Source organism: Paraburkholderia sp. BCC1886 (assembly GCF_900996245.1).
GTDB lineage: Bacteria > Pseudomonadota > Gammaproteobacteria > Burkholderiales > Burkholderiaceae > Paraburkholderia.
Map to the genome: position 1 here is coordinate 212,853 of NZ_CAAJGK010000033.1, position 25,403 is coordinate 238,255.

At 61.3% G+C, this 25,403-nt stretch carries 29 protein-coding genes and 1 pseudogene; 19 read left to right on the plus strand and 11 right to left on the minus strand.

All coding sequences use genetic code 11. The features are described from left to right. Positions 1-124: 124 nt before the first annotated feature. The 13 genes from FQ746_RS03740 to FQ746_RS03800 all read left to right on the plus strand — a co-directional run bounded on the left by FQ746_RS03740 (position 125) and on the right by FQ746_RS03800 (position 13,206). Complete coding sequence (locus FQ746_RS03740) at positions 125-976, plus strand: MaoC family dehydratase N-terminal domain-containing protein (RefSeq protein WP_144107567.1); 852 nt, start codon at positions 125-127, stop codon at positions 974-976. Between the two features lie 25 nt (positions 977-1,001). After that, positions 1,002-2,165 carry an acyl-CoA dehydrogenase family protein gene (locus tag FQ746_RS03745; protein WP_144107568.1) on the plus strand — a complete coding sequence of 388 codons (1,164 nt, stop codon included), beginning with the start codon at positions 1,002-1,004 and terminating at the stop codon, positions 2,163-2,165. A 4-nt stretch (positions 2,166-2,169) separates the two neighbouring features. Next, positions 2,170-3,348: a CaiB/BaiF CoA transferase family protein gene (locus tag FQ746_RS03750; RefSeq protein ID WP_144107569.1), complete on the plus strand. Its 1,179-nt coding sequence runs from the start codon at positions 2,170-2,172 to the stop codon at positions 3,346-3,348. 26 nt (positions 3,349-3,374) lie between these two features. Continuing rightward, positions 3,375-4,751 carry an MmgE/PrpD family protein gene (locus tag FQ746_RS03755; RefSeq protein WP_144107607.1) on the plus strand — a complete coding sequence of 459 codons (1,377 nt, stop codon included), beginning with the start codon at positions 3,375-3,377 and terminating at the stop codon, positions 4,749-4,751. Then, the gene (locus FQ746_RS03760; protein WP_144107570.1) at positions 4,748-5,542 is read left to right on the plus strand and encodes an HpcH/HpaI aldolase/citrate lyase family protein; all 795 of its coding nucleotides are present in this window, start codon (positions 4,748-4,750) and stop codon (positions 5,540-5,542) included. Before FQ746_RS03755 ends, FQ746_RS03760 begins: the two co-directional genes overlap by 4 nt. Positions 5,543-5,718: 176 nt before the next feature. Continuing rightward, positions 5,719-6,840, plus strand: a complete 1,122-nt coding sequence (locus FQ746_RS03765; RefSeq protein ID WP_144107571.1) for an ABC transporter substrate-binding protein — start codon at positions 5,719-5,721, stop codon at positions 6,838-6,840. Between the two features lie 10 nt (positions 6,841-6,850). Further along, positions 6,851-7,723, plus strand: coding sequence for a branched-chain amino acid ABC transporter permease (locus tag FQ746_RS03770; RefSeq protein ID WP_144107572.1), 873 nt, complete (start codon positions 6,851-6,853; stop codon positions 7,721-7,723). 24 nt (positions 7,724-7,747) lie between these two features. After that, entirely contained in the window at positions 7,748-8,656 is a 909-nt protein-coding gene (locus tag FQ746_RS03775; protein ID WP_144107573.1) for a branched-chain amino acid ABC transporter permease, read from the plus strand. Continuing rightward, entirely contained in the window at positions 8,653-9,447 is a 795-nt protein-coding gene (locus FQ746_RS03780; RefSeq protein ID WP_144107574.1) for an ABC transporter ATP-binding protein, read from the plus strand. Before FQ746_RS03775 ends, FQ746_RS03780 begins: the two co-directional genes overlap by 4 nt. Then, complete coding sequence (locus FQ746_RS03785; protein WP_144107575.1) at positions 9,444-10,157, plus strand: ABC transporter ATP-binding protein; 714 nt, start codon at positions 9,444-9,446, stop codon at positions 10,155-10,157. Before FQ746_RS03780 ends, FQ746_RS03785 begins: the two co-directional genes overlap by 4 nt. Then, positions 10,157-11,779, plus strand: a complete 1,623-nt coding sequence (locus FQ746_RS03790) for an AMP-binding protein (RefSeq protein WP_144107576.1) — start codon at positions 10,157-10,159, stop codon at positions 11,777-11,779. Before FQ746_RS03785 ends, FQ746_RS03790 begins: the two co-directional genes overlap by 1 nt. Before the next feature lie 27 nt (positions 11,780-11,806). Then, entirely contained in the window at positions 11,807-12,262 is a 456-nt protein-coding gene (locus FQ746_RS03795; protein ID WP_144107577.1) for a MaoC/PaaZ C-terminal domain-containing protein, read from the plus strand. A 2-nt stretch (positions 12,263-12,264) separates the two neighbouring features. Then, complete coding sequence (locus FQ746_RS03800) at positions 12,265-13,206, plus strand: NAD(P)H-dependent flavin oxidoreductase (protein ID WP_144107578.1); 942 nt, start codon at positions 12,265-12,267, stop codon at positions 13,204-13,206. A 47-nt stretch (positions 13,207-13,253) separates the two neighbouring features. Here the strand turns inward: FQ746_RS03800 and FQ746_RS03805 are convergent, their stop codons facing one another. Further along, complete coding sequence (locus FQ746_RS03805) at positions 13,254-14,189, minus strand: electron transfer flavoprotein subunit alpha/FixB family protein (protein ID WP_144107579.1); 936 nt, start codon at positions 14,187-14,189, stop codon at positions 13,254-13,256. 13 nt (positions 14,190-14,202) lie between these two features. After that, positions 14,203-14,952 (minus strand): electron transfer flavoprotein subunit beta/FixA family protein, encoded by a 750-nt coding sequence (locus FQ746_RS03810; protein ID WP_144107580.1) that lies wholly within the window; start codon positions 14,950-14,952, stop codon positions 14,203-14,205. 139 nt (positions 14,953-15,091) lie between these two features. Between FQ746_RS03810 and FQ746_RS03815 the strand changes: the two genes are divergently transcribed. After that, on the plus strand, positions 15,092-15,997 hold the full coding sequence (locus FQ746_RS03815) for a LysR family transcriptional regulator (protein WP_144107581.1): 906 nt from the start codon (positions 15,092-15,094) through the stop codon (positions 15,995-15,997). A 268-nt stretch (positions 15,998-16,265) separates the two neighbouring features. Here the strand turns inward: FQ746_RS03815 and FQ746_RS03820 are convergent. Continuing rightward, positions 16,266-16,625, minus strand: a pseudogene (locus FQ746_RS03820) (DDE-type integrase/transposase/recombinase); the annotation flags it as partial. A 156-nt stretch (positions 16,626-16,781) separates the two neighbouring features. Between FQ746_RS03820 and FQ746_RS03825 the strand changes: the two are divergent. The 3 genes from FQ746_RS03825 (at position 16,782) to FQ746_RS03835 (ending at position 18,328) form a co-directional block, all read left to right on the plus strand. Further along, a complete protein-coding gene (locus FQ746_RS03825; protein ID WP_144107582.1) occupies positions 16,782-16,967 on the plus strand; it encodes a hypothetical protein in 186 nt (61 codons plus the stop codon). Positions 16,968-17,026: 59 nt separating this feature from the next. Continuing rightward, positions 17,027-17,473, plus strand: a complete 447-nt coding sequence (locus FQ746_RS03830) for a cupin domain-containing protein (RefSeq protein ID WP_144107583.1) — start codon at positions 17,027-17,029, stop codon at positions 17,471-17,473. A gap of 195 nt (positions 17,474-17,668) precedes the next feature. Beyond that, entirely contained in the window at positions 17,669-18,328 is a 660-nt protein-coding gene (locus tag FQ746_RS03835; protein ID WP_144107584.1) for a MarC family protein, read from the plus strand. Here the strand turns inward: FQ746_RS03835 and FQ746_RS03840 are convergent. Beyond that, a complete protein-coding gene (locus tag FQ746_RS03840) occupies positions 18,322-18,513 on the minus strand; it encodes a hypothetical protein (RefSeq protein WP_144107585.1) in 192 nt (63 codons plus the stop codon). The genes FQ746_RS03835 and FQ746_RS03840 overlap by 7 nt on opposite strands. Positions 18,514-18,688: 175 nt before the next feature. Here FQ746_RS03840 and FQ746_RS03845 point away from each other — a divergent pair, with 175 nt between their 5' ends. Together FQ746_RS03845 and FQ746_RS03850 are read left to right on the plus strand one after the other, a co-directional pair. Further along, entirely contained in the window at positions 18,689-20,053 is a 1,365-nt protein-coding gene (locus FQ746_RS03845) for a sensor histidine kinase (RefSeq protein ID WP_144107586.1), read from the plus strand. Positions 20,054-20,101: 48 nt separating this feature from the next. Continuing rightward, positions 20,102-20,791 (plus strand): response regulator transcription factor, encoded by a 690-nt coding sequence (locus FQ746_RS03850; RefSeq protein ID WP_144107587.1) that lies wholly within the window; start codon positions 20,102-20,104, stop codon positions 20,789-20,791. 19 nt (positions 20,792-20,810) lie between these two features. Here FQ746_RS03850 and FQ746_RS03855 read toward each other — a convergent pair whose 3' ends face one another. The 7 genes from FQ746_RS03855 to FQ746_RS03890 form a co-directional block, all read right to left on the minus strand. Beyond that, positions 20,811-21,098 carry a GCG_CRPN prefix-to-repeats domain-containing protein gene (locus tag FQ746_RS03855; protein ID WP_144107588.1) on the minus strand — a complete coding sequence of 96 codons (288 nt, stop codon included), beginning with the start codon at positions 21,096-21,098 and terminating at the stop codon, positions 20,811-20,813. A 752-nt stretch (positions 21,099-21,850) separates the two neighbouring features. Then, positions 21,851-22,222 carry a DUF72 domain-containing protein gene (locus tag FQ746_RS03865; RefSeq protein WP_313955560.1) on the minus strand — a complete coding sequence of 124 codons (372 nt, stop codon included), beginning with the start codon at positions 22,220-22,222 and terminating at the stop codon, positions 21,851-21,853. A 22-nt stretch (positions 22,223-22,244) separates the two neighbouring features. Next, positions 22,245-22,637 carry a RidA family protein gene (locus FQ746_RS03870; RefSeq protein WP_144107590.1) on the minus strand — a complete coding sequence of 131 codons (393 nt, stop codon included), beginning with the start codon at positions 22,635-22,637 and terminating at the stop codon, positions 22,245-22,247. 45 nt (positions 22,638-22,682) lie between these two features. Further along, positions 22,683-23,507, minus strand: coding sequence for an oxaloacetate decarboxylase (locus FQ746_RS03875; protein ID WP_144107591.1), 825 nt, complete (start codon positions 23,505-23,507; stop codon positions 22,683-22,685). Between the two features lie 53 nt (positions 23,508-23,560). Further along, positions 23,561-24,346, minus strand: coding sequence for a carboxymuconolactone decarboxylase family protein (locus tag FQ746_RS03880; protein WP_313955561.1), 786 nt, complete (start codon positions 24,344-24,346; stop codon positions 23,561-23,563). After that, complete coding sequence (locus FQ746_RS03885; protein WP_260853878.1) at positions 24,339-24,728, minus strand: methylated-DNA--[protein]-cysteine S-methyltransferase; 390 nt, start codon at positions 24,726-24,728, stop codon at positions 24,339-24,341. The genes FQ746_RS03880 and FQ746_RS03885 overlap by 8 nt, the downstream gene beginning before the upstream one ends. Positions 24,729-24,925: 197 nt before the next feature. Further along, a complete protein-coding gene (locus FQ746_RS03890) occupies positions 24,926-25,096 on the minus strand; it encodes an AraC family transcriptional regulator (RefSeq protein ID WP_186310623.1) in 171 nt (56 codons plus the stop codon). Between the last annotated feature and the right edge of the window lie 307 nt (positions 25,097-25,403).

Consider the following 25,403-nt stretch of genomic DNA (forward strand, 5'->3'; position numbering starts at 1 on the left):
CGGGGCTTGTGCTGATCCATGCGGATTAAGCAAATCCGAATCGGCGCTTAAAGAATCGCAACTGTGCAATGCAGCGCCGCAGGTTCATAGTCAATAAAACAGCTTCACATGACGAGACATCATCGTGCCGGAAACACCTGAAAACATCCTCGACTGGCTCGACAAATCGCAGACACTTCGCGACGAGATCACCGCCTTCCCCCTCGCCGCGATGGCCGCGACGCTCGACCTGCCCACCGAATCGGAAGCCGTTCCGCCGCTGTGGCACTGGCTCTATTTCCTGCCTGTATCGCCGCTTTCGGAAGCGGGTGCCGACGGGCATCCGAAGCGGGGCGGCTTCCTGCCGCCGGTGCCGCTTCCGCGCCGCATGTGGGCGGGCGGAAGGCTGACGTTTCATGCACCGCTGAAGGTCGGCGACAAGGCGACGCGGCAGTCGATAATTACGGGCATCGAAGATAAGACGGGTCGCACGGGCAGGCTCGTATTCGTGACCGTGCAGCATGAAATATCGGCTGGTGGCGAGCTGAAGATCGAAGAAGAGCACGACATTGTCTACAGGGACAATCCAGCCAAAGGCTCAGGCAACACGCCCGAAAAAGAGCCGGCGAAAGCGCCCTCCGACGACACGTTCAACCGCGTGATCGAGACCAGTGCGTTGTTGTTGTTCCGGTACTCCGCACTGACGTTCAACGGTCACCGCATTCATTACGATTATCCGTATGTCACGCAGGAAGAAGGCTATCCGGGACTGATCGTGCATGGTCCGCTGATCGCCACGCTGCTCGTTGATCTCGTGCGCCGCCAGTACCCCGGCACAACGCTCGCAAACTTCGCCTTTCGCGCGCTGCGGCCCACGTTCGCGCCGAATCCGTTTAGCGTTTGCGGCAAGGCGTCGGACGATGGCCGCACGCTCGAACTCTGGGCCAAGGACTACGACGGCTATCTCACCATGCGCGCGACCGCGACGCTGGCCTAATTTCTTTTCCAAGAAGCACGACACGATGCAAACCATTCAGGACGACCAGTTTCAGGACATCCGCGACGCCGTTCGCGATCTCTGTCTCGAGTTCAGCGGCGAATACTTTCGCAAGATCGATGAGGCACGCGGTTACCCGGAGGCTTTTGTCGAAGCGCTGACGAAAGCCGGCTGGCTCGCCGCGCTCATCCCGCAGGAATATGGCGGCTCGGGACTCGGGCTGACGGAAGCCACCGTCATCATGGAAGAGATCAACCGCGCCGGCGGCAACTCGGGCGCGTGTCACGGGCAGATGTACAACATGGGCACGCTGCTGCGTCACGGCTCGAAGGAACAGAAGGATCGCTACTTGCCGAAGATCGCGAGCGGCGAGCTGCGCCTCCAGTCGATGGGGGTGACCGAGCCGACCACCGGCACCGATACGACCAGGATCAAGACCACGGCCGAGCGTCGCGGCGACCGTTATGTGATCAACGGGCAGAAGGTATGGATCTCGCGCGTCCAGCATTCCGACCTGATGATCCTGCTTGCCCGCACCACGCCGCTCGCGGACGTGAAGCGCAAGTCCGAGGGCATGTCGATTTTTATCGTCGACTTGCGCGAGGCGATCGGAAACGGCATGACCGTGCAGCCCATCCTGAACATGGTCAATCACGAGACCAACGAACTCTTCTTCGATAACCTCGAGATTCCCGCTGAAAATCTGATCGGCGAGGAAGGACAGGGCTTCAAATATATCCTCGACGGCCTCAACGCCGAGCGCACGTTGATCGCAGCGGAGTGCATTGGCGACGGCTACTGGTTCGTCGATAAAGTCACCGCCTACACCAAGGAACGCGTGGTGTTCGGGCGTCCTATCGGGCAGAACCAGGGCGTGCAGTTCCCGATCGCCCGGTCGTTCATCAACGTGGAAGCAGCAAGCCTGATGCGCTTCGAGGCGGCCCGCCGCTTCGACGCAAACCTGCCGTGCGGCGCGCAGGCCAACATGGCGAAGCTGCTCGCGGCCGACGCCTCCTGGGAAGCCGCGAACGCGTGCCTGCAGTTCCACGGCGGCTTCGGTTTTGCTTGCGAATACGACGTCGAGCGCAAGTTCCGCGAGACGCGTCTCTATCAGGTCGCGCCGATCTCGACCAACCTGATCCTGTCTTACGTGGCCGAACATATTCTCGGCCTGCCGCGGTCGTTCTGACGCCATGAGACCTCTCGAAGGCATCAAGGTCGTTACGCTCGAACACGCGATCGCCGCGCCGTTCTGCACCCGGCAACTCGCGGATCTCGGCGCACGCGTGATCAAGATCGAGCGTCCCGGAACCGGCGATTTCGCGCGTGGCTACGACGAGCGCGTGCACGGGCTGGCCTCGCATTTCGTGTGGACCAACCGGTCGAAGGAAAGCCTGTCGCTCGATGTCAAGCAGCCCGAAGCCGCGAAGATCCTCGACGCGTTGATCGCCGATGCCGACGTCCTGGTCCAGAACCTGGCACCGGGCGCTGCGGACCGGCTCGGCCTCGGTTACGACGCGTTGAGCGTGAAGTACCCGAAGCTGATCGTCTGCGATATCTCGGGTTATGGCGCGGACGGGCCGTATCGTGACAAGAAGGCTTATGACCTGCTGATCCAGAGCGAATCCGGTTTTCTCTCGATCACCGGCTCGCCCGGCGAGCCCGCCAAGGCGGGTTGCTCGATTGCGGATATCGCGGCCGGCATGTATGCGTATTCGAACATCCTGAGCGCGCTGCTGCTGCGGGGCCGCACGGGGAAGGGCTGCCGTATCGACGTCTCCATGCTTGAAAGCATGGTCGAGTGGATGGGCTATCCGATGTACTACGCCATCGATGGCCAGAGCCCGCCGGCGTTGTCGGGGGCATCGCATGCCACCATTTATCCGTACGGTCCGTTTCAGGCCGGCGATGGCAAGACCGTCATGCTCGGCTTGCAGAACGAACGCGAGTGGAAGCTCTTTTGCGAGCGCGTGCTGATGCAGCCGGCGCTTGCCACTGATCCTCGCTTCGATACCAATTCGAAGCGCTCGGCCGCGCGCGCCGAGTTGCGCGCGGTGATCCTCGAAGCGTTCAGCGAATTCACCGTCGCGCAGATTCTGCAGCGCCTCGATGAAGCGGGCATTGCCAACGCGCAGATGAACACGCTCGCCGATGTCTGGGCCCATCCGCAACTCCAGGCGCGCGAGCGCTGGCGCAAGGTAGGGACATCGGCGGGAGAGATTGCGGCCTTGCTGCCGCCCGGCATGCCCGCTTCCTTCGATCCTCGCATGGACGCTGTGCCGGCGCTTGGCGAGCATACCGACGCCATCCTCGCCGAGCTTGGCTATGCGCCGGAAGACATCGGACGCCTGCGTTCGTCCGGCGCCATTTGAACCTGAACGGACACACCATGACCGCGATCATCGATCACCCGAGCCGCATGCTGGCGACCTTCGCCGCGCAACTTCGCTTCGACGACATCCCGCAGCACGTGGTCGAGCGCACCGTGAACCTGTACGTGGATTGGCTTGGGTCCACGCTCGGCGGCAAGGGCGCGCGGCCGGTGGAAAGCATCGCGCTGTTTGCGAGCCTGGCGGGCGCTGCCAACGGACATGGACCGGCCGAAGTGCTGATCGACCGCACGCGCGCCACGCCGTATTTCGCCGCAATGGTCAACGCAGCGGCATCGCATTTCGTCGAACAGGACGACGTTCACAACGGAGCGGTCTTCCATCCCGCGACGGTGGTTTTCCCGGTCGTGCTCGCGCTGGCGCAGGAACTGCACGCGTCGGGACGCGATCTGATCGCGGCGGCGGTGGTGGGCTATGAGGTCGGTATCCGCGTAGGTGAGTTCCTCGGCCGCTCGCATTACAAGGTGTTCCATACAACGGGCACCGCCGGCACCGTGGCGGCCGCCGCTGCGGCGGGACGCATGCTGGGCCTCACGCCCGTTCAGATGCTCGATGCGTTCGGCTCGGCCGGCACGCAAGCGAGCGGTCTATGGGAGTTCCTGCGCGATGCCGCCGATTCCAAGCAGTTGCACACGGCCATGGCGGCCGCGAATGGTCTCATGGCGGCAACGCTCGCAGCGGATGGCTTCAAGGGCGCCACGCGCATCCTGGAGGGCGAGAAAGGCATGGCCGCGGGCATGTCGACCGATGCCAACCCGGCGCGCCTGACCGATCGTCTCGGCGAGCGCTGGACGGTCATCGAGACATCGTTCAAATATCACGCTGCGTGCCGTCATACGCATCCGGCCGCCGACGCGTTGCTTGCGGTCATCGCCGAGCATTCGCTTCAGGCGGACGAGATCGAGCACGTGACCGCGCGCGTTCATCAGGGCGCAATCGATGTGCTCGGCGCCGTGGTCACGCCTACAACAGTTCATCAGGCGAAGTTCAGCATGGGCACCGTGCTCGGGCTGGCGGCGTATCACGGGTACGCCGGCGTGCTTGAATTCGAAGGCGGCTATACGGCGGCGCAAATATCAGCGTTCCGCAAAAGGGTCGACATGGTGCTCGACGATGAAGTCGATCGCGCCTATCCCGAACGCTGGATCGGCAAGGTCACGGTGCGCACGAAGGACGGACGCGAGCTGGCCGGCCGTGTCGATGAACCAAAGGGCGATCCGGGCAACACCTTGTCGCGCGATGAAATCGCGACCAAGTTCCTGCGGCTCGTGAAGTTCTCGGGCGCGGCCACGGACCATGAAGCCGCACGGGTGCTCGAAGCGGCATGGGGTATCGCATCGGAGGCGCAGGTGGGCGCGCTTTACGGCGAGAGCGTCGACGCATGAGTGCGCGCTCTTATCTTTTCGTTCCGGGCAACCGTCCCGAACGCTTCGAGAAGGCGCGCAACGCGGGTGCCGACGCGGTGATCCTCGACCTGGAAGATGCCGTGCAGCCGCAAGAGAAAGACCTTGCGCGCGAAACCGTGCTGGCGCATCTGGATCCGGCCCGGCCGGTGATCGTGCGCATCAACGCGGCCGATACCGCCTGGTTTTCTGCCGATGTCGCCGCGTTGTCCGGACACGCGGGCGTAGCGGGAATCGTGTTGCCCAAGGCGGAAACACGCGAGCAGACCGACGCCGTGACAGCGCATGCGCATGGCGGCCTTGCGCTGTTGCCGATCATCGAGACCGCGCTGGGCATGGCTAATCTCGCGACGCTATGCGGTGCGCGCGGGGTGACGCGCATTCTCTTCGGTACGCTGGATTTCCAGATCGATCTGAACATTGAAGGCGACGGCGCCGAGCTCAATGCCTTCCGTTCGCAGATTGTGCTGGCCTCCCGACTTGCCGGTATCGATACGCCGGTGGACGGCGTATCGACCACGCTCGACGATGCCGCGCAGATCGAGCGCGACGCGCGACACGGCCGCCGCTTCGGTTTCGGCGCGAAGTTGTGCATTCACCCGAAGCAGGTCGCTGCGGTGCACGCCGCGTTCGCCTGGACACCCGAGGAGATCGTGTGGGCAACGCGGGTGCTGCAGGCGGTGGAGCAGAGTGCGAGCGCGGCGATTGCCGTGGATGGAAAAATGGTCGACTTGCCCGTGATCCTCAAAGCCAGGCGAATATCCGGCACGTAACTCGCCCGTAACCGGCGCGTATTAAGCGAAGCAAAACGCTTCGTTCCGATAAGCCCAATTCTCAAGCGGTGCTTCACGAGGCATTCTGTGCAATGTCGGCGATTTGCTGCCCGCCTGGGCGTCCTGCCAGGGCAGCGCCGGGGCGAAAAAAATCATAATGAGCAGGAGACAATGCAATGACATGGACAAGGCATCTGGCCGCCGCGTTCGCGGCCGGCGCGGTGTTCGGCGCTTCGGCGGCGCGCGCGGACGACCTGAAAATCGGCGCGTTATTGCCGATGAGCGGGCCCAACGCGGAGTATGGGCAGACATTTGGTGCGGGCGCGGATTTGTCGGTGCAACATGTCAATGCCGATCATGTGCTCACGCAGAAGCTCGTGCTCACCTACGAGGATAGTCAGGCCTTGCCCATGCAGGGCGTCCTCGGCATGAACAAGCTCGTGAACGTGTATCAGACGCCGTTTGTCTTGACCGGCTTCACGGGGGTATCGAAAGCGATTGCTCCGCTCGCGCGCCGCAACCAGACGGTCGCGGTGAACGGCGGCGGTGTCGGCCCCGATCTCGCGCAACTGGGCCCGTATTTCTGGAACGTGATCCCTCTCGCCAATTCCGAAGTGCGCGCGATCGTTCCGTACCTTGTCAACGAGCGAAAGCTCAAGCGCTTCGTGCTCATCTATGTAGACGATCCGCTCGGCCAGTCCATCAACCAGGAACTCGCGCAAGACTTGCCGCCCGCAGGCGGCCAACTGGCGGCTTCGTTCGCGGTGCCCGCTGGGTCGCAGCAATTTGGCGGCGTGGTGGCGAGGGTTCGCGACGCAAATCCGGACCTGATTTTCATTGCGTCATATGGCGCGCAGCAATCTCAGATCGTCAAGCAACTACGCGATAACGGCGTCTCGCAGCAGATAGCCAGCTATTCGGCGTTCAGCATTCCGGCAATCAATGCGTTGCCGGAAGCGAAGGGCGCCCTGTACACGACCCAACGCTTCGACTGGAACGCCAAGGACATGCTGACGCAACGCTTCGTTACGGACTACACGCAGAAGTATGGGCGCAAGCCGACGGCCTACGCGGCGAACTACTACAACGCGGTGCGGCTCTTCGCCATTCTCGCGGCGCAACTCGAACGCGACGGCAAGCCTGTCACTGGTGCAAACCTGCTTGCCGAACGCCAGCGTCTCCAGCACTTCGATCTGGTAGGCGGCAGCGTGTCGTTCGATGCACAGGGCACCGTGCGTGCGCCTATCCAGGTCAACCAGATCGACGGCGCCGGCGGCACTGTCGTGTCGACTCGCTAAAGGAGGCACGATGCTGCTCTTGCAACTGCTCTTCAATGGCATCCAGCTCGGCGCGCTCTATGCACTGACCGCTGGCGGCTTCTCGCTGATCTTTGGCGCAACGCGAATATTCCACTTCGCGCACGGCGCGGCGTTCATGATCGCCGGGTACGCGTTCTACGAGATCCACGACAAGCTGCATCTGCCCTGGTATCTCGCGCTGATTGTCTCGGCGCTCGTAACGGTCGCGTTCGGCGTGCTGCTCGATCGTCTCGTCTACACGCCGATCAAACGCCACGAAAATTCGTTCTTTACCTTGTTCGCGGGCGCCTTCGGCGTTGGCATCATCGTGCAGAACATGATCGGGTTCTTTTTCGGGCGTGGCTTTGTTGCGATCTCAACGCCGCTTTCCAAAGGCGTACCGCTGCTGCCGGGCCTGTACGTGTCGCCGCTTGCGGGTATCGCGGTAGTCGTGGCCTCGCTCGCTTTCTTCGGGCTGCACGCGTTCCTCTCGCGCAGCCATACAGGCATGGCGCTGCGCGCGCTGGCCGATAGCCCCGAGCTTGTTCGCGCCTACGGCATGTCGCCACAAAAACTTTCGCAGACAGCTTTCGCGCTCGGCTCGCTGCTTGTCGTGCCGGCAGCGATCCTGAGCGGTGCGAGTGCGGGGCTGAATCCATCGGTGGGCAGTCACGTCATGTTGATCAGCCTCGCGGCGACCATCGTAGGCGGTGTGGGAAGCCTGCGCGGCGCCGCCTTTGCAGGCTTGCTGCTCGGCCTCGCCGAGAGCCTTGCGCTCGCGTGGTTCAGTTCGCAATGGAGCGAGGCGGTCGTGTTCGTCGTGCTGTTCCTGTTCATCCTGTTCCGTCCGTCCGGCTTCTTCGGCCGCGCGCTGGTCCACTAACGGCTCACGAGCGAGGATTGATCCATGTTTGCTTACTTGCTGAACCTGTCCGTGCTCATCTGCGTGAACGCCATCCTTGCGATGACGCTCAATTTCCTCATGGGCTATGCGGGGATTTTCTCCCTGGCCCATGCGGTGTTCTTTGGCGTGGGCGCGTACACGGCCGCGTTTGTATCGATGCACTTCTCCGACTCGCTGTTCGTCTGCACCGCGGCGGCGATGATCATTTCGGGCGCCTTGTCGCTGGCGCTCGCGTTGCCTGCGCTACGCGTACGCGGCGAATATTTCGTCGCGGCGTCGCTCGGGCTTCAGATGCTTGCCGTCACCGTATTTTCGGAATGGCGTTCGGTCACGGGCGGCCTGGGCGGCATCACCAACATCCCGGCCGTCAAAGTATTCGGCGTACCGATAGAAACCGCCAACGGCTTCTTTGCGCTCGGCGTGGGCTATCTGATTGCCGTGGCGCTGATCATTGTCGTGCTGTTGCGTTCGAGCTTCGGGCGCAACCTGCAGGCGATCCGCGACAGCGAATCGGCCGCCTATGCGCTTGGCAAGAATGTGTCGGCGATCAAGACCTTGTCGGTGGTGGTATCCGCCGCGCTCGCCTCGAGCGCCGGCGTGGTCTACACGTTCTACCTGAGCTTCATCAACGTGGAGGGCTTTACGCTCGACCTGTCCGTCTTGTTGATGGCGATGGTGATCATCGGCGGAACGGGGTCGCTGCTTGGTCCGATCGTGGGCGCGGCGTTGCTGATGTTGCTGCCAGCGGGCCTGAGCTTCGTACCTGGCTTGCCGCAGGCGGAAGTGGGTCTCGTCCAGCAAGCCGTCTATGGCCTTGTGATGGTGCTGCTGATGATCTACAGGCCCGGCGGTATTGTAGGCGGCGGATCACGCAAGCTTGCGACGAGCACCACGGTCAAGGGGGCGCGATGAACGCCGTTACCCATACCAGCACAGCAACTGCGGCCGCACTCGAGACCCGTCCCGTCCTGCTCGAAGTACGCAAGCTCGGCAAGCGTTTCGGTGGCGTGCAGGCGGTGACCGACGTCTCCCTGCAACTGCGCGGCGGTATTGTCACCACGCTGATCGGTCCCAACGGCGCGGGCAAGACGACGCTCTTCAACCTGATCACCGGGCATCTCGCACCCTCTTCTGGCGACGTCCTCTACCAGGGCCAGTCGATCTCGGGCAAGGAGCCGTGGGACATCGCGCGGCGCGGCGTGGGACGCACGTTCCAGGACCTGCGGCTGTTCTCGCGCATGACGGTGGAAGAAAACATCCTCAGCGCGACTGAAAAAAGCGCGTGGCTCTGGCAGCCGGGCGGTCGCGCCGAGGCGCGCCGGCGTCGCGAGAAAGTAGCGGAGATCATGGCGGCCACGCACCTGACGCCGCTCGCGAATGCACGCGCACTCGACCTGGCTTACGCAGAGCGCAAGTTCCTGAGCATCGCGCGGTTGATTGCGAGCGACGCCACCATCTGGCTGCTCGATGAACCCGCGTCGGGCCTCGACCCGCGCTCCTATGACCGCTTCGTCGCGTTGCTGCGATCGCAAGTGGTGAACGGGGTGACGGTTTGCATCATCGAACATAACCTGGATGTGGTCGTGAATGTATCGGACCGGGTTGCGTTTCTCGATCAGGGCAAGTTGCTTGCAGAAGGCACGCCGCGCGAAGTGCTCGATGACCCGCGCCTCGCATCGATCTATTTTGGAGAGACCGCATGAGCACGCCCGTTCTGCAGACCCGCGCGCTGACTGCCGGATATGGCGGCCGCGCGGTGCTTAACGGTATCGATATCGAACTGCGCGAGAACGAAGTGCTGTGTCTTCTTGGACATAACGGCGCGGGCAAATCGACGCTCGTCAAATCGCTGTTCGGACTGATGGCGCCGACTGGCGGGGAGATTCTTATCGATGGCGCAAAACCCTCGCAGCAAGGCGCGCGCGCCTCGACGGCAGCGGGGATCGCGCTCGTGCCCGAAGGGCGTGGCGTATTCCCCAGTCTCAGCGTGGAAGAGGTCATCAAGCTCGGCCTTTGGGCCGCGAACGTGCCGCCGCAAGAACATGGTGCGCGCGTGGAGTGGGTGATGACCGTGCTGCCCGCGATCAAGAAATTCTACAAGCAGCGCGCCGGATCGCTTTCCGGCGGACAGCAGCAGATGGTGTCGATCGGCCGGGCGCTGCTGTCGCGGCCGCGTTGTCTGCTGATGGACGAACCCTCGATCGGTCTTGCGCCGAAGCTGTTCCAGGACCTGCTCGGTCCGATCCGCGAATTGCAGCAGGAAACGCGCATGTCGATCCTGCTGGTCGAGCAGAACGTGCGCGAAGCACTGAAGGTCAGCGATCGCGTGGCCGTGATGAAGTCCGGCACGCTGATACGCGAAGCGCTGCCTTCCGACCTCGATACCAATGCCAAACTCATGGAGCTCTACTGATGCCGTTGTTTTCACTGCCCACGGTCTTAACGCTCAACGCACTGCTCGATGCGCATCTCGCCACGCATCCGGAGCGCACCGCTTTTATTGATGGCGATGAGACGCTGAGCTATGCCGCCTTCGACACGCACGCCGAAAACGCGGCGCGCTGGCTGGAAGGGCAGGGCATCGGCGCGGGAGACCGCGTGGCCGTGTGGCTCGTGAACCGGATCGAATGGCTCGCGCTGCTGTTTGGCGCGGCGCGGATCGGCGCGACCGTCGTGGCCGTCAATACGCGCTACCGATGCGCGGAAGTCGAGTACATCCTGTCGAAGTCCGGCGCGAGGATGCTCGTGCTGCAGCTCAATTTCCGCAAGATCGATTTTCCTGCCGAGCTTGCTGGTGTATCGCCGGAAGCGGTGCCTGCGCTGAAGTCGATCGCGGTCATCGATCACGATGACAACACGCCCTCGACCATCCTCGGCGTGCCGACCGTCCCGTGCGATCTGTCGGCGGCTACAGGTGCGCTTCGCGATCGCACGGGTGCACATGGCGACGCGCCGGTCATTCTCTTCACCACGTCAGGCACCACCAAAGCGCCGAAACTCGTGGTGCATCCGCAACGCACGATCGCGACCCATAGCCGCCGCGCCGCCGATGCCTACGGGTTCGCCGAGCCGGGCGCGGTGATGCTGGCGGCGTTGCCGTTCTGCGGCGTCTTCGGGCTGAACGGAGCGCTCGCGGCTTTTGCGGCGGGCGCTCCGGTCGTGTTGATCGATACTTTCGACGGTCCCGAAGGCGCGCGTCTCATCCAGCATCACAAGGTCACGCATACGTTCGGCAGCGACGAGATGTATCGGCGTTTGCTCGACGCGGCGAGTGGCGAGAAGCCGTTTCCATCCGCGCGAGTGTTCGGGTTTGCGGCTTTTCAACCAGGTCTTTCCACCTTTGCCGCCACCGCGGCCGAGCGCGGCGTGCCGTTGACCGGGCTGTACGGTTCGAGCGAAGTACAGGCGTTGTTCTCCCTGCAACTTGCTCACGCACCGTTCGACCAGCGCATAGAAGGCGGCGGCTATCCAGCATCGAAACATGAAGCGGCCATCCGCATTCGCGACCTCGAGACGGGCGCATTGCTGCCGCCGGGCGTGAGCGGGGAGATCGAGATTTCGTCGCCATGCAACTTCGTGAGTTATCTCGAGAACCCCGAAGCGACGGCCGAAGCGCTGACCGACGACGGCTTCTTTCGCACAGGCGATATCGGCCGGCTGCGTGAGGACGGCAGCTTCATCTACGAGACACGCAAGGGCGACGCCATCCGTTTGTCAGGATTCCTGGTCAATCCAGTGGAGATAGAAGACGAGATCAAGGCGCTCGATGGCGTCGACGATGCACAGGTTGTCAGCGTCGAGTTGAACGGACAGGCGCGGCCCGTGGCCTTCGTGATCGCGCACGCGGGACGCACGATCGATCAGGCCGTGGTCATCGACGCGGTCAAGGCGAAGATCGCGGCGTTCAAGGTTCCGGCGCGCGTGTGGAGCGTGAGCGAATTCCCCGTCACGCAGAGTTCCAATGGCGTCAAGATCCAGCGCGCACGCCTGCGCGAGATGGCTATGACGCGCGTGCTCGCCGAATCCGCGCCCTGAGCGCAACGCTTATTCAAAGGAGCCATCATGGCGCAGACGCTTTATTTTGAAGACTTCGAAGTCGGCCAGGCGTTCGAAAGCGGCGGCCGGACGATCACCGAAACCGACCTGACGTTTTTCTCGATGCTCTCCGGCGACTGGAATCCGATCCACGCCAACGCCGAGTTCGCAAAGAACACGCGTTATGGACAACGCGTGGTTCACGGCACGTTGGGCATTGCGATCGCGACCGGCATGCTGCACGAACTGGGTATCTTCCACGACAGCGCCGTCGCGATGATGTCGCTCAACGAATGGAAGTTCGTCGCCCCGATTCTGGTCGGCGATACCTTGCATTTGCGGCTGGAGATAACGGAACTGGATGGAGCAAGAAGCGAGCGTGTCGGCCGTCTCGGACGGCGCTTCGTCATGCTCAACCAGCGCGATGAAATCCTGCAGGACGGCCACAGCGACCTGTTGATCAAGAAGCGCGGAGCGGCGTGATCATGACGGACCGTTCTTTCCTGCACGAACTCCGCTTGCCCATTCTGGCTGCGCCGATGTTCCTCGTATCGAATCCCGATCTTGTCGTGGCGCAATGCAACGCAGGGATCATCGGCAGTTTTCCGGCGTTGAATGCCAGGCCGCAGACCTTGCTCGATACATGGCTGACCGAGATCGAAACGCGGCTCGCGTCGTCGGCAGGCACGCGCACATTCGCCATCAATTTGATCGTTCATCCGACCAACGTGCGGCTCGACGCCGACCTCGAGACGATCGTCGCGCATCGCGTGCCGATCGTGATCACCTCGCTGCACGCGCCGGATCGGGTGGTCGAGCGTGTGCATGCTTACGGTGGCCGTGTTTTCCACGATGTCACCACGCTGCATCATGCGCGTAAGGCGGCTGCCGCAGGCGTGGATGGATTGATCCTCGTGTGTGCGGGCGCCGGAGGACATGGCGGCGTGCTGAACCCGTTCGCGCTCGCGGCGGAAGTACGGCGCTTTTTCAGTGGCATCCTGATCCTCGCGGGCGCGATCACCGATGGCGCCGCCGTGCTTGCCGCGCAGGCGCTCGGCTGCGAGCTTGCCTATATGGGAACGCGGTTCATTGCATCGGAAGAAGCGGGGGCATCGGATGGACACAAGGCGATGATCGTCGCAGCGGGTTCACGCGATGTCGTCTATACGCCTTTCTTCTCGGGCGTTCCGGCCAACTACCTGAAGGAAAGTATCCGCGCGATAGGGCTCGACCCCGACGCGCTGCCCGCCGAAGGCGCCAAGGCGGATTTCAGCAAAGGGCAGACACGGCCCAAGGCATGGAGCGATGTATGGGGAGCAGGACAGGGCGTGGGAAATATCGACGCCGTTGCACCCGTCGCGCAGATCATCGACAGGCTGGCGCGCGAATATGACGAGGCGCGGCGGCGCGTGCAGATCGCGGCTTAAGGCTTTGAAATGAAAGCCGTGCGCCACGCGCCCGGCTTTCATTTGGCCTAGCCCAGCTCTTTCACCAGATCCGGCACGACGGTGAACAAATCACCTACGAGGCCGTAGTCCGCCACACCGAAGATCGGCGCTTCGGCATCCTTGTTGATCGCGACGATGACCTTGCTGTCCTTCATCCCGGCTAGATGCTGAATGGCGCCCGAGATGCCGACAGCGACATACAGATTCGGCGCCACGATCTTGCCCGTTTGCCCGACCTGATAATCGTTCGGCACGAACCCGGCATCGACCGCCGCACGCGAGGCACCAAGCGCCGCGCCCAGTTTGTCGGCGAGCGGTTCGAGCACTTTCGTGTAGTTCTCGCCATTGCCGAGACCCCGTCCGCCCGACACGATGATCTGCGCCGACGTCAGTTCCGGCCGATCCAGCTTCGTCACTTCACGGCTCACGATCTTCGAGATGCCGGCGTCATCAGCGGCTTCGACCTTCTCGACCGATGCACTGCCACCTTCTGCCGCAACCGGATCGAAACCCGTGGAACGCACGGTGATGACCTTGATGGCATCGCTCGATTGAACAGTGGCGATGGCATTGCCCGCGTAGATCGGACGCTCGAATGTATCGGCGCTGTCGACTGCCGTGATATCGCTGATTTGCGCGACGTCCAGATGGGCAGCGATACGCGGTGCGATGTTCTTGCCGTACGCGGTTGCCGGAGCCAGGATATGCGAATAGTTCTTCGCGATCTGCAACAGCGTCCCCTCGATATTTTCGGCGAGTCCGTCGGCTAGTTGCGGTGCATCGGCAAGCAGCACCTTCGATACACCCGCGATCTTCGCGGCGGCATCGGCAGCTGCTTGCGCGTTCGCACCCGCGACGAGCACATGAACGTCGCCGCCAATCTTCGATGCAGCCGCGATGGTATTCAGCGTTGCTGGCTTGATGGATGCGTTGTCGTGTTCTGCAATTACAAGAATGGTCACTTTCTCAACTCCCTCACAGAACCTTGGCTTCGGTCTTCAGCTTCTCGACCAGCGTCTTCACGTCCGGCACCTTCAGACCCGCGGAGCGCTGCGGCGGTTCGGCGGCTTTGAGTGTCTTCAGACGTGGCGTGACATCCACGCCCAAGTCTGCCGGCTTGATGGTTTCCATCGGCTTTTTCTTCGCCTTCATGATGTTCGGCAGCGTGACGTAACGCGGCTCGTTCAGGCGCAAGTCCGTGGTGATCACGGCGGGCAACGTCAGCGACAGGGTTTCCGACCCCCCGTCGATTTCGCGCGCAACCGAGACGCGGCCGTCGGCCACCGTCACCTTGGATGCAAACGTCGCCTGCGGCAAACCAGCCAGCGCGGCCAGCATCTGACCGGTCTGGTTCGAGTCGTCGTCGATAGCTTGTTTTCCGAGAATGATCAGTTGCGGCTGTTCTTTGTCGACCAATGCCTTGAGGATCTTCGCGACCGCGAGCGGCTGAAATTCTTCAGTGGATTCGACCAGGATCGCACGATCCGCGCCGATGGCCATGGCGGTGCGCAGCGTTTCCTGGCACTGCGTCACGCCGCACGACACAGCGATCACCTCGGTTGCCACGCCCGTCTCACGCAGGCGCACAGCCTCTTCGACGGCGATTTCATCGAACGGGTTCATCGACATCTTCACGTTGGTGATGTCTACACCGCTGCCATCCGCTTTCACGCGCACCTTCACGTTGTAGTCGACGACTCTTTTGACAGGTACGAGAATCTTCAAGACAGTCTCCTTACTTTTCGGATGTTCCACTTTGCCAGAGCTTTCCCGTCGGTGAAATTCAGCAATGGTGAACATGTGGTTTGAGGACGGTTAATATTTAAGGCCAAACCACGTCATCTATTCGGGCCCTATAAACGCCATGCATTTTGATTTTGTCGATCTGACGCTCATCGTCCACTTGGCGGAGACGCGCAACCTCGCGAGGGCAGCCGAGCGCTGCCATATATCGCCGCCTGCCGCCAGCAACCGCATCAAGAATCTCGAAGAACAACTGGGTTTCAAGCTGCTTTACCGTACGAGCCTGGGTATGACTCCGACGCCGGCCGGCGAGGCCTTTGTGCATCACGCGCGGCTCGTGCAGGAACGCTTGCTGCATCTCGCAAGTGACATGCAAGACTATGGCGAAGGCATCAAGGGCCACGTCCGCATCTGGGCGAATACCACCGCGATCAGCGAATTCCTGCCCGAGGTGCTGAGTGGTTTCTTGCGTGATCATCCGGACATCAACATCGATCTGCGCGAAGTGCTGAGCGGCGAGATCCTGAAAGGGGTGGCGGAAAGCGCGACGGATATCGGTATCGTGGCGGGCAACGTGCATTCCGATCATCTGGAAATGTTGCCTTACCGCGACGACCGGCTGTTGCTCGTGACCTCCGCAAGCCATCCGCTCGCCGGACATGAGCGAGTCGATTTCGCGAGTACGCTGGAAGACAACTTCGTGGGTTTGCCGACGTCCAGCGCCATTCATCTTTTTATGACGGCGGCCGCCGATGCGTTGGGCGCACGCCTGAAGCTACGCATTCAGGTCGGCAACTTCGAGGCGGCTTGCCGGATGATCGAGATGGGCGTGGGTATCGGACTCGTTCCGGAATCGGTGGCGCAGCGTCATGCCAAGAGGATGAATTTCCGGATGATCCGCCTCAATGATCACTGGGCTGAACGGAAACTGAAAATATGCGTCCGGTCGCTGAACGAACTGCCTCCCATTGCACGCGTGCTGGTGGATTGCCTGACGTCGAGCGAGGACGCGCTTCGGATCCAGTGACTTTTGAGGCTGGAGCTGAAAGCCGCATATCGATGATGATCGGCGAGCGGCCGGGCTTGGGTTCGGCTTATAGCTGACAGATCGAACACGCGCCGGCAAACCCGATAGCGAACGTAGCTCTATCTCGATCTTGCGGCCCGGGGGCCTGGCTTATGAAAACATCGCATTCAAGCTGAACTACTTGCTCATAGAGGCGCTGAGGTTGGAGCCACAGTGGCATTGTCAACTTACCGAGAGTGAGACGGCACGACGGCATGTGTGACGACTGTCAGAAAACCGTCGACGGATTTTGGGCGAGTTCAGCGAATTTGCGCCATGCAACAAACCGGGCCGCGAGTCGTTTGCGAAAGAGTGAAGGGTGCAGCAGATGCCGCTTGAGCGCGAAGTGTTGCCGAATCGGCCCGAAGCACGAGAGAAATTTCTGTGTGCGTTTCGGGGAACGAAAGCCACGCATGCGCCGCTCGCGTTCACGTGTTGGTTGGTGGCTGTTCTCTGCGCTGTTGTTAAGCCGGGCGGCCGCTTTGACGGAAACGTGCTTCACATTCGCAAGCTCCGGGATCTCGGCTAGCGCCGCCGGATAGCTGCGCAACTGATCGGTGACGATCTTGCGCGGCACGGGGCTGCTGCGGGAAGAACCAGTTCTCAGTGCATCAAGGCCGTTATCTCGCTCGAGCCGTCCGGCGCACCGGATCCGAAAACTTGCGATCCAGCGATCTTAGGTGGCATCCCGCATCTCTTCGTCTGGGGCGATTACCTGGATCAACATCCTTTCTGGGTCGAATCGGTGCCCAAGGTGCGGCGCTGGTACGAGGCGCTGGCCGCTGCCGGCGTGGATGCGCAATGGATCGATTTGCCTTCACGCGGAATCGCCGGAAACAGCCATGCTCTGATGGCCGACACCAATAGCGACGCGATCGGCGAAATAGTGCGTGGCTGGATGCGCGAAAAGAATTTAGTCGCGCCGAGTTGACCCCGCGGTTCGACGCCTACGGGACGCCCATCGGATAAACAACCTCAAGACATAACGTCATGCAATTGAATTTCAACACCATCGACATACCCGCGATCGGCATCAACGTTCAGGTACGCATCGCCCCGACCGCGACTGGAAACAAGGCGACACTCATCGAGACTTCCGACGCGCCCGGATACGGGCCGCCAATGCACCGGCACGAACGGGAAACCGAAATCTTCCATGTGCTGACCGGTCGATACCTGTTCGAGGTGGACGGGGATCGCATGATCGTGAGCACGGGAGAAACCGTGGTGGGGCCTGCGGGCAGCACGCACCGTTTTACGAACATCGACAAAGAGACGTCGCGCATGCTGGTACTGATCACTCCTGGACTCGACGCGGCCGCATTCTTCAGGGAGTTTCGCAGCGTCATGTTGAACGGCGAGCCTGAACCCGATGCTTTACGAGACTTTGGCGCGAAGTGGGGTGTCGAATTTCTTGGGCCTCCGTTGAAGGCGTAAAGGGCTTTTCTGGCGGACGACTTTGATTTATAAAGCTCGGAAAGGCCGGCCCCGGCTACGAATTCGCTGGAGCGTGCGGAAGCGAGTTCCGGGTCTTCCTGAAGCCATGCAATGCGGCGAGATTCGGGAACCGGCGGCGCGTCACGCGCGGCTGGCTCGAACATTGACGCACTTGCACTCCACGGAATGCGAACCATGCTCCATGAGTTGACCCGAACCGTCCTGGTGATCGTCGCGGCGCTGTTTCCGATCATCAATCCGCCTGCGGCGGCATTCATTACGTTGAGTCTGGTTCCGCACGCATCGAGCGAGGAACGCGCAGAGATGGCTCGCCGGGTTGCGATCAACAGTTTTGTGATCCTGCTGGCCTCGCTGTCGGTCGGCGCTTACCTGTTGTCTTTTCTGGGTATTTCCATCCCGGTGTTACGGGTGGCCGGCGGTCTGATCATCGCCATGGCGGGCTGGAATCTGCTGCAAGCGCCCGACGACAGCCCAGAGGCGAAGCCGGACGCGATTGCTTCACGACACGAATCGCTTCGCGCAAAGTCTTTTTACCCGCTTACCTTGCCGGTCACGGTTGGGCCTGGCGCCATTTCGGTGGCCGTTGCGCTCGGTACCGGCTCGCCACGTGCGGGCTTGCAGCCGATCCACTTCATCGGCGTCGGTTTCGCGCTAGGCCTGATCTGCATCAGCATTTATCTTTGCCTGCGATTCGCCGGCCACATTCAGCGCTTACTTGGCCCGTCCGGGACCCAGGTCGCAATGCGGCTATTCGCTTTTGCCATTTTCTGTATCGGGATGCAGATCTTGTGGCTGGGCGTATCCGAACTGGTCAATTCGTTGCATCCTCACTGAAACTGCCCGCCAGCTCTAGACGAAATTGCATCAGGGGCATCCTGACGCTGCACGCATACGTACTGCAGGAGTCGGGTGCGAAGCAATGCCAGAGCGTGCAGGAGCAGCAGGAACATCAAGCCGGTTGCGGCCGCGCTTGCCGCCATGAGCGAAATATTCACGAGCAGATCAAGTGATGCGAACATAATGAGGTCCAGTTTCGCTGCGAGGTGAGGGGAGATCGAACAACGGGAATCTGGTCCAATCCGTCTGTTGAAAAGCGGGCCATTGAGCCGCACGACCCATATTCCTTCATCAGAATGAGTTGAAAATTAGCGGAGTACGACGTTGCAAACAACTTTTCCTGTTTTGCGAACGCTAATGAAGCCATCCCTTAGAAACCACCTCGCCGTCGCGCTGGGCTCGTTGATCGGCCTGGTGGCGATCGCGCAGGGCGTCAGTTCGTACCAGTTGTGCCGCGCAGGCATGAGCGCGCTACTCGATCTGCGGCTTGAACAGGTAGCGCAGCGCATGCGCAACGGTTTGGCCGATTCGATTCCCGCCACCCCCGCACGCGGATCGCAGCCCGTACGCGATATCGTCATCAGCGTGCGCAAATCCGGTGCCGACATTCCGCTGCGCTCGACAGAGCCGTCTCTTGCGTTGCCGGGCGACGCGGCGGAGGGCTTCAGTTCAGGGCGCGTCGGTGGAGAGCAGTGGCGTATCTATACGTTGCGGGACCAGGGCACGCTGATCCAGATCGCACAACGATCGTCGGTGCGCAACGAACTGGAACGGAACACCGCGCTGAAGACGTTATGGCCCACGCTGGTCCTGCTGCCGCTCGTCCTCGGTGCGGTGCTGCTCATCGTGCATGTTTCTTTGCGCAAGATGAATCAGATCGGCAATGCAGTGCAAGCCATCGACGCTTCCCATCTCGAGTCGCTTCCAGTGGTGGGCGTGCCTGTGGAACTGCTGCCGTTCGTCGATTCGATCAACCGGATGATCAGCCGCCTTCGTCAGTCGATCGAAGCCGAGCGAAAATTCATTGCCGATGCCGCGCACGAACTCCGCACGCCGCTGACCGCGCTGCGCTTGCAGGCGGACAATCTTCAACCTCATATCGTGCCGGGCAATCAGGAGCGGTTCAACGAATTGCGCGCTGGGATCGCTCGCAGCGGCGCGTTGATTACCCAACTGCTCCGGCTGGCCCGGGCGGACGCGCCGCGGGCGGCGGGAAGCGTCGAGCCGGTCGACGCGTCTGGCGTCGTCGTCGATGCGGTGGCGGGCGTATTGCCACTCGCGGCAGCGCGCGGAATCGATATTGGCGCGGACACGCTGATTTCGGCGCAGATCGCGGCGCCCCTGGTTGACGTAGCGGCAGCGGTGAAAAACCTTGTCGGCAACGCCGTCCGCTACACGCCCGACGGCGGCACCATCGATCTGAACATGCGTGTTCAGAACAACGCCGTGTGGATCGAGGTAACCGATACCGGGCCGGGTATTCCGGCGGCGTTGCTGCCGCGCGTATTCGACCGCTTTTTCCGGGCCAATGCGGACATCGAAGGAACCGGGTTAGGGTTGTCGATCGTGAAGGCGGTCACGCAGAAATACGGTGGCGACGCGGTGCTGCGCAATCGCGAAGATGGCCAGTCGGGCATCGTCGCGGCGGTTTATTTTCCGCTGGCGGATCAACGCCCGGACCAGGCGGTACGCTACGGCGAACCCTCGACGGACAGGACCTGAGCGAGCGTGCCGCAGGCCCACGACGCACCTATCGAAGCGGAGTGATAAATGAGAGTGCTTCTGGTCGAAGACGATCTGCAGATCGGGCAAAGTCTGATGCGCGCTCTCAAGGACGCGAGTTACAGCGTGGACTGGGTGCGCGATGGACTGGCAGGCCGACAGGCGATAAGCGATACCGGTTATACCGTGGTTCTCCTCGATCTCGGCTTGCCGGGCGTATCGGGCGTCGAACTGTTGCGATCGGCGCGCGCTGACGGAAATACGGTGCCCGTCCTGATACTTACCGCACGCGATGATCTCGACTCGCGCATTGAAGGACTGGATATCGGCGCAGACGATTATCTGCTCAAGCCATTCGAAGTCGGCGAATTACTGGCGCGCATCCGTGCGGTCCTGCGGCGTAAGGCCGGCTATGCCGTGTCACGACTCGGCGACGATACGATCAGCCTGAACCTCGACCAGCGCACGCTCACGTTCGGTGGCAAGGAAAGCCCGCTCTCGGCGCGGGAATTCGCGTTGATGCACGCGTTTCTGGAGCATCCCGGCACCATCTTTTCGCGCAGCCAGATCGAGGACAAGCTGTACGGCTGGGGGAAAGAAGTCGAGAGCAATGCGGTGGACGTGCTGATTCATTCGGTCCGCAAGAAGTTTGGCCAGGGCGTAATCCGCAATGTCCGCGGTCTGGGATGGACCGTCATGCCTGGTCATCCGGCTCAGGGCGTGTCAGCCTCCGACTGAGCTGAGCCGGCGTGGTGCCTTATTGATACATGCCGTTGGGCAGGCGGCCATGGAAGGGCGTGTTACGGCAATGTCCCCACGGGCCTAACCATGACCCGGCAGGGCAGGCATAGCTTGTAACGGGCGCTGCGGGGGCGGCATAGACCACGGGCGCCTGTTCGACGATCACGGGGGCGGCGTAACGGCATTGCCCCCATACATTGCGCCATCCGCCCGGGCCGCAGCCTTGAGCGGCCTCTGCGGTGCCGACGGAAAGTACCAGAGCGGCCGACGATGCCGCCACCAAAGCGAAGGTCCTGTAGTCCATGATGCACTCCTGTTGTCTCTGCTGAAGAGGTATCTTTGGCTGACAGGCGCATTGTGCGAGGCAAGAATTAGCAGCGAATGAGGAGGGTCTTCAATGCGTGGGAACGTGGGCCACCACTTGCAGCTGCTAGCGCTGCACGAATGGTGCGCCGGCACCTGGCGCGCAAATGCACTTTCCGGACGAGGTTGGGCAATGGCTTTTGATTGGTCACTTCCCATACCGCGGGGATGGAGTTTGCGGTTGTGTTGGGTTCGTCGATCACGACGTTCACTGGACCTCGCTCGCGTTCGGTCGCCAGCGTAACGTCGCGCGCTTTCTGCAAAAACCACGACTTGTGACGGAACCCCGCAGCAACCGTATCACCCTCCATCAAATCCGCGCAGTGTTCGACGTGTGCACGACCGTCTGCGTTGTTACCACCCACGGCGCGAACTGGAAGTGCACTGCACCAAGTTTGCCGGACTGTGTAAATGGCTCGATCGCTTCGACATAACGGCGCTTTCTCAACATCGGCCGGGCGCGGATTTGGCTGGGCAATAGCGTCATAGCCCAGGCGATTAGCCGGATAAAATCCCACTCAACGATACCAAGCCGGGTTAAGGGTAATCATGTTCAAACACGTTGTTTTGCGAAGGGCTGAAAGGGGGCACCGGTAACAGCTGGTCAAATAGCAGAGTCGCTACTCTACTATCAGAAAGTGCATGTCGCGATCGACCGCGGCACGCTGTTCCATATTGTCATAGTTGAAGCGATCACTCGCGGCCTTGGCATCCTTGACGTTCCACGTCTCCTGATTCCGGCCGTGCAGACGCACGATAGCGAGGCCGTCCCATACAGCGGGGCACGCTGTTCCCGGAATCCTGAGGTTCGTCGACGATGACGTTGACGAGATGGCGCGAGCGCTCGATCTGAAGCGTTCCAGCAGCCGCCGCTTCGCTAAACCATGAGCGGTGTCGGAATTCCGCAGCGACAGTGAAGCCTTCCATCTGGTCAGCGCAGTGATCGACGTGCGCGCGGCCGTCCGGATTGCTGACGACCCAGGGCGCAAACTGGAAATGCACCACCCCCAGTTTGCCTGCGGCCCGGAGCGGCTCGATGGCCGGCGATCGAGCAGCGCGGTCCACTCGTCCGGCCCTTTACCGTTGCTCATACCGCTGCGACGCAATCAATTTCAATGTCGAAATGTCCAGGCCACGCCGGAACGTTGACGAAAATCCGTGCCGGTGGCTGCGTACCGAAGAATCTCGCATAGATCTCGTTGATGACCGGGAACATCGTTACCGACGTGCAGTAGACGTTGCACTTCAGCACCTGATCGAGCGACGACCCCGCCGTCTCTACGCACAGTTTCAGTTGTTCCAGCACGCGCTCGGTCTGCTGGTCTATCGGTGCATCCAGTACTTCGCCGGTCTGCGGATCGAAAGGCGGGAAACCTGATACGTAGATCGTGTCGCCATGACGCGTAATGGCGGATGTCGGCGCCTTCCAGCGCTCCAGCCAGCTCGACAGTGGTTCTACACGAATGATTTCACGGGCCATGATGTTCTCCTTGGAAATAGACAGAGTTCGAGCGGACCACGATCTTTAAGCGCCGTCGAGAAATTGCGCATTCAACTGCGCGCCTGAGGCAGCGTCGGCGAACCCATCGAAGCGTCCGTTGGCGAGCGATTGCGCCGCCCGCATGAAGCCACCCCACGCAGCCCGCGCTAGCGCACCGCCGACGCTGACGCGCCGTACGCCGAGCGCGGCCAGGTCTTGCAGCGTAAGCGTGGACTGCGAGCCGATCAACACGTTCACTGGCCTGGGCGCGACGGCGGCAACGACGGCTTCGATCTGTTCGCGTGTCTGGATACCGGGGGCGTACAGACAATCCGCGCCGGCTGCCGCGTAAGCCTTGAGCCGTGTCAACGTATCGTTCATGTCGGTCACCCCAACAAAGAAATTCTCCGCGCGACCAATCAGCAGCGTATCACCGCCGCTCTCGTCGATTGCCTGCCGTGCCGCTTCCAGCCGTGCGACGGCTACCTCTAGCGGGAACAGTGGGCTTTCGGCATTTCCGGTGGAGTCTTCGATGGAAAGGCCGGCGACTCCTGTATCAATCGCCAGCTTCACGCTTTGAGCGACGTCGGCCGGAGTATCTCCGAAGCCGTTTTCAAAGTCGGCGTTCACTGGCAGATCGGTTGCCGCAACCATGTCGCGCAGATGCGCAAGAATGATGTCGCGCGTCACGTGATTGTCTGCGCGACCGGTCGACCACGCGAAACCGGAACTGGTGGTCGCAATCGCCTGGAAACCAAGGCTCGCGAGGTAGCGGGCGCTGCCCGTGTCCCAAGGATTTGGCAGCATGAAGCAGCCAGATGCATGCAATGCGCGAAAGGCGGCGCGTTTTTCAGTAATGGTGCGTGACATGACGGGCTCCTGATAGCAGTTGGGAGTCGTTGCGGGCTCCCGGACACTTCGGTTCAGCCGATCGCAACTTCGATGACCGGGAAATCGATCTCCGTCTCGAACGCGTTGTTGACGAAATTCGTCAACATGGATTGCGCGCTGAGTGCGATGATTTCGACGATATTGGCATGGGTGAAGCCTGCGGCTCGTACGGTGCGCGGATCGTCTTCGCTGACCTTGCCGTGCGTTTCCATCAGCTTCTTCGCAAACGCCACCGCTGCCGCGGTTTTCGGTGTGCCGGCTTGACCCTTGCGATTAAGCTGGATTTCGTCGTCGTCGATATTCTCCAGGGTGCTTGCCACATACGAGTGCGCTGACAGACAGTACTGGCAACCGTTCATCTGGGAAACGGCAAGCGCGATGCCATCGCGCACTTTCGCGTCAAGCGTCTTCGCGAGCGCGCCCTGCAGGCTGGCCCATCCGTTCAGCACGTTCGGGCTTAGCGCCATGATGCGGAACAGGTCGGGTGTCGTCATCAGTTGCTTCGTCACAGCGTCGACAACGGGTTGTGATGCGGCGGGAATCTGATCGTCAGTAGGAAGTGCAATACGGGTCATGATGATTCTCCTGATCGAAAAAGGGAAGCGGTCTGCATTGAGTACGGCCGCGTTTGCATTGATGGAAAGTCTAGATGCAGACGTAGTGCAGAAAGTCCGGCAAACCGCGTCGAAAGTCCGCTTGTGTCGATCCGCGAAAGTCGTGATGAGATCCAGAAAAAGAAATCGGCACCAGGTGTCGGCGTTTGCGCACCGACTCCTGGTGCCGATAGAGAGGGGGCGTTGCCTGTCGCGTTCAGGCAATTCCGCGTGCTGCCCGATCTTTCGTATCGAGCAGCAGGGCTTGGGTCGGGAGTCCGCCTGAGAAGCCGGTCAAGCGGCCCGACGAGCCGACCACGCGATGGCATGGCGTAACGATCGAAAGCGGATTGCGCCCGATTGCCGCGCCTACGGCCCGCACTGCCTCACGGTTGCCGATTCGCGTCGCGATGTCGCGGTAGGTGCGTCGCTCCCCGAACGGAATGTCGAGTAGCGCGTTCCACACGCGCTTCTGGAACGGCGTGCCTTCCATCGCGATATCAAGATCGAACTGCGTGCGCTCACCGGCGAAGAATTCACGCAGTTGCCACTCAGCGTCGAGCAGCGCCGGATTGTCGTCGGCCGGTTGCATCTCGCCCAGCTTCACGCAATTCCTGCGCGTTGTCCCACAGAATGGCGATCGGCCTGGTGTCATGCGCAACGAGTTTGAGCTTGCCGACCGGCGAATTGTTGATCATGTATTCGAGAGCCATTACGAACTTCCTGTCCGTGGTTGGATGTTATCCAGTATGGACGGGAGGACGCCGCACGAAGTCCGTCAAAGCGTGCAAATCGTCCAGCTTTTCAGGCGTGTTCGGCGCTTGATCGATACTCGAGCGGGCTGGTGCCGAACACTTCGCGAAACGCCCGCACAAAGGTCCCACGGCTTGCGTAACCGACGTTACGCGCGACCTCGCCGGACAGGATGTAGTGGATGCCGGGTGCTTCGTTGCCGTCCAGATCGACTGGAGACACACTAGGCGCAGGGATAGGCGTTCCAACGGGCATTCGTATTGGGTGGGAGTATTGGGAGGCGAAAAGATCATGCGATGATCAATAACGACACACGATTCTCGCACATTACACATAGACGAAGACTTGCGGCCGCTCTTCGACCCCAAGCCACCATTGCCCTAGTCTACCCGAATAGCCGCTAGGGAAGGTCTGCAAAAGTCCTGGCGTTGACGTAAGTGTGAACTATCCTGGAAGAGGGATAGTTAAGGGGAATGCTGATGACGCAACTGGGCCTTGGGTTGGACCTGTCAACGAAGCGCACGCGCAA

Excerpts from the sequence above, each read along its gene's own strand:
- FQ746_RS03745 (WP_144107568.1), top strand. The coding sequence starts at position 1,002 with ATGCAAACCATTCAGGACGACCAGTTTCAGGACATCCGCGACGCCGTT.
- FQ746_RS03750 (WP_144107569.1), top strand. The coding sequence starts at position 2,170 with ATGAGACCTCTCGAAGGCATCAAGGTCGTTACGCTCGAACACGCGATC.
- FQ746_RS03760 (WP_144107570.1), top strand. The coding sequence starts at position 4,748 with ATGAGTGCGCGCTCTTATCTTTTCGTTCCGGGCAACCGTCCCGAACGC.
- FQ746_RS03765 (WP_144107571.1), top strand. The coding sequence starts at position 5,719 with ATGACATGGACAAGGCATCTGGCCGCCGCGTTCGCGGCCGGCGCGGTG.
- FQ746_RS03770 (WP_144107572.1), top strand. The coding sequence starts at position 6,851 with ATGCTGCTCTTGCAACTGCTCTTCAATGGCATCCAGCTCGGCGCGCTC.
- FQ746_RS03775 (WP_144107573.1), top strand. The coding sequence starts at position 7,748 with ATGTTTGCTTACTTGCTGAACCTGTCCGTGCTCATCTGCGTGAACGCC.
- FQ746_RS03780 (WP_144107574.1), top strand. The coding sequence starts at position 8,653 with ATGAACGCCGTTACCCATACCAGCACAGCAACTGCGGCCGCACTCGAG.
- FQ746_RS03785 (WP_144107575.1), top strand. The coding sequence starts at position 9,444 with ATGAGCACGCCCGTTCTGCAGACCCGCGCGCTGACTGCCGGATATGGC.
- FQ746_RS03790 (WP_144107576.1), top strand. The coding sequence starts at position 10,157 with ATGCCGTTGTTTTCACTGCCCACGGTCTTAACGCTCAACGCACTGCTC.
- FQ746_RS03795 (WP_144107577.1), top strand. The coding sequence starts at position 11,807 with ATGGCGCAGACGCTTTATTTTGAAGACTTCGAAGTCGGCCAGGCGTTC.
- FQ746_RS03800 (WP_144107578.1), top strand. The coding sequence starts at position 12,265 with ATGACGGACCGTTCTTTCCTGCACGAACTCCGCTTGCCCATTCTGGCT.
- FQ746_RS03815 (WP_144107581.1), top strand. The coding sequence starts at position 15,092 with ATGCATTTTGATTTTGTCGATCTGACGCTCATCGTCCACTTGGCGGAG.
- FQ746_RS03830 (WP_144107583.1), top strand. The coding sequence starts at position 17,027 with ATGCAATTGAATTTCAACACCATCGACATACCCGCGATCGGCATCAAC.
- FQ746_RS03835 (WP_144107584.1), top strand. The coding sequence starts at position 17,669 with ATGCTCCATGAGTTGACCCGAACCGTCCTGGTGATCGTCGCGGCGCTG.
- FQ746_RS03840 (WP_144107585.1), bottom strand. The coding sequence starts at position 18,513 with ATGTTCGCATCACTTGATCTGCTCGTGAATATTTCGCTCATGGCGGCA.
- FQ746_RS03845 (WP_144107586.1), top strand. The coding sequence starts at position 18,689 with ATGAAGCCATCCCTTAGAAACCACCTCGCCGTCGCGCTGGGCTCGTTG.
- FQ746_RS03850 (WP_144107587.1), top strand. The coding sequence starts at position 20,102 with ATGAGAGTGCTTCTGGTCGAAGACGATCTGCAGATCGGGCAAAGTCTG.
- FQ746_RS03855 (WP_144107588.1), bottom strand. The coding sequence starts at position 21,098 with ATGGACTACAGGACCTTCGCTTTGGTGGCGGCATCGTCGGCCGCTCTG.
- FQ746_RS03870 (WP_144107590.1), bottom strand. The coding sequence starts at position 22,637 with ATGGCCCGTGAAATCATTCGTGTAGAACCACTGTCGAGCTGGCTGGAG.
- FQ746_RS03875 (WP_144107591.1), bottom strand. The coding sequence starts at position 23,507 with ATGTCACGCACCATTACTGAAAAACGCGCCGCCTTTCGCGCATTGCAT.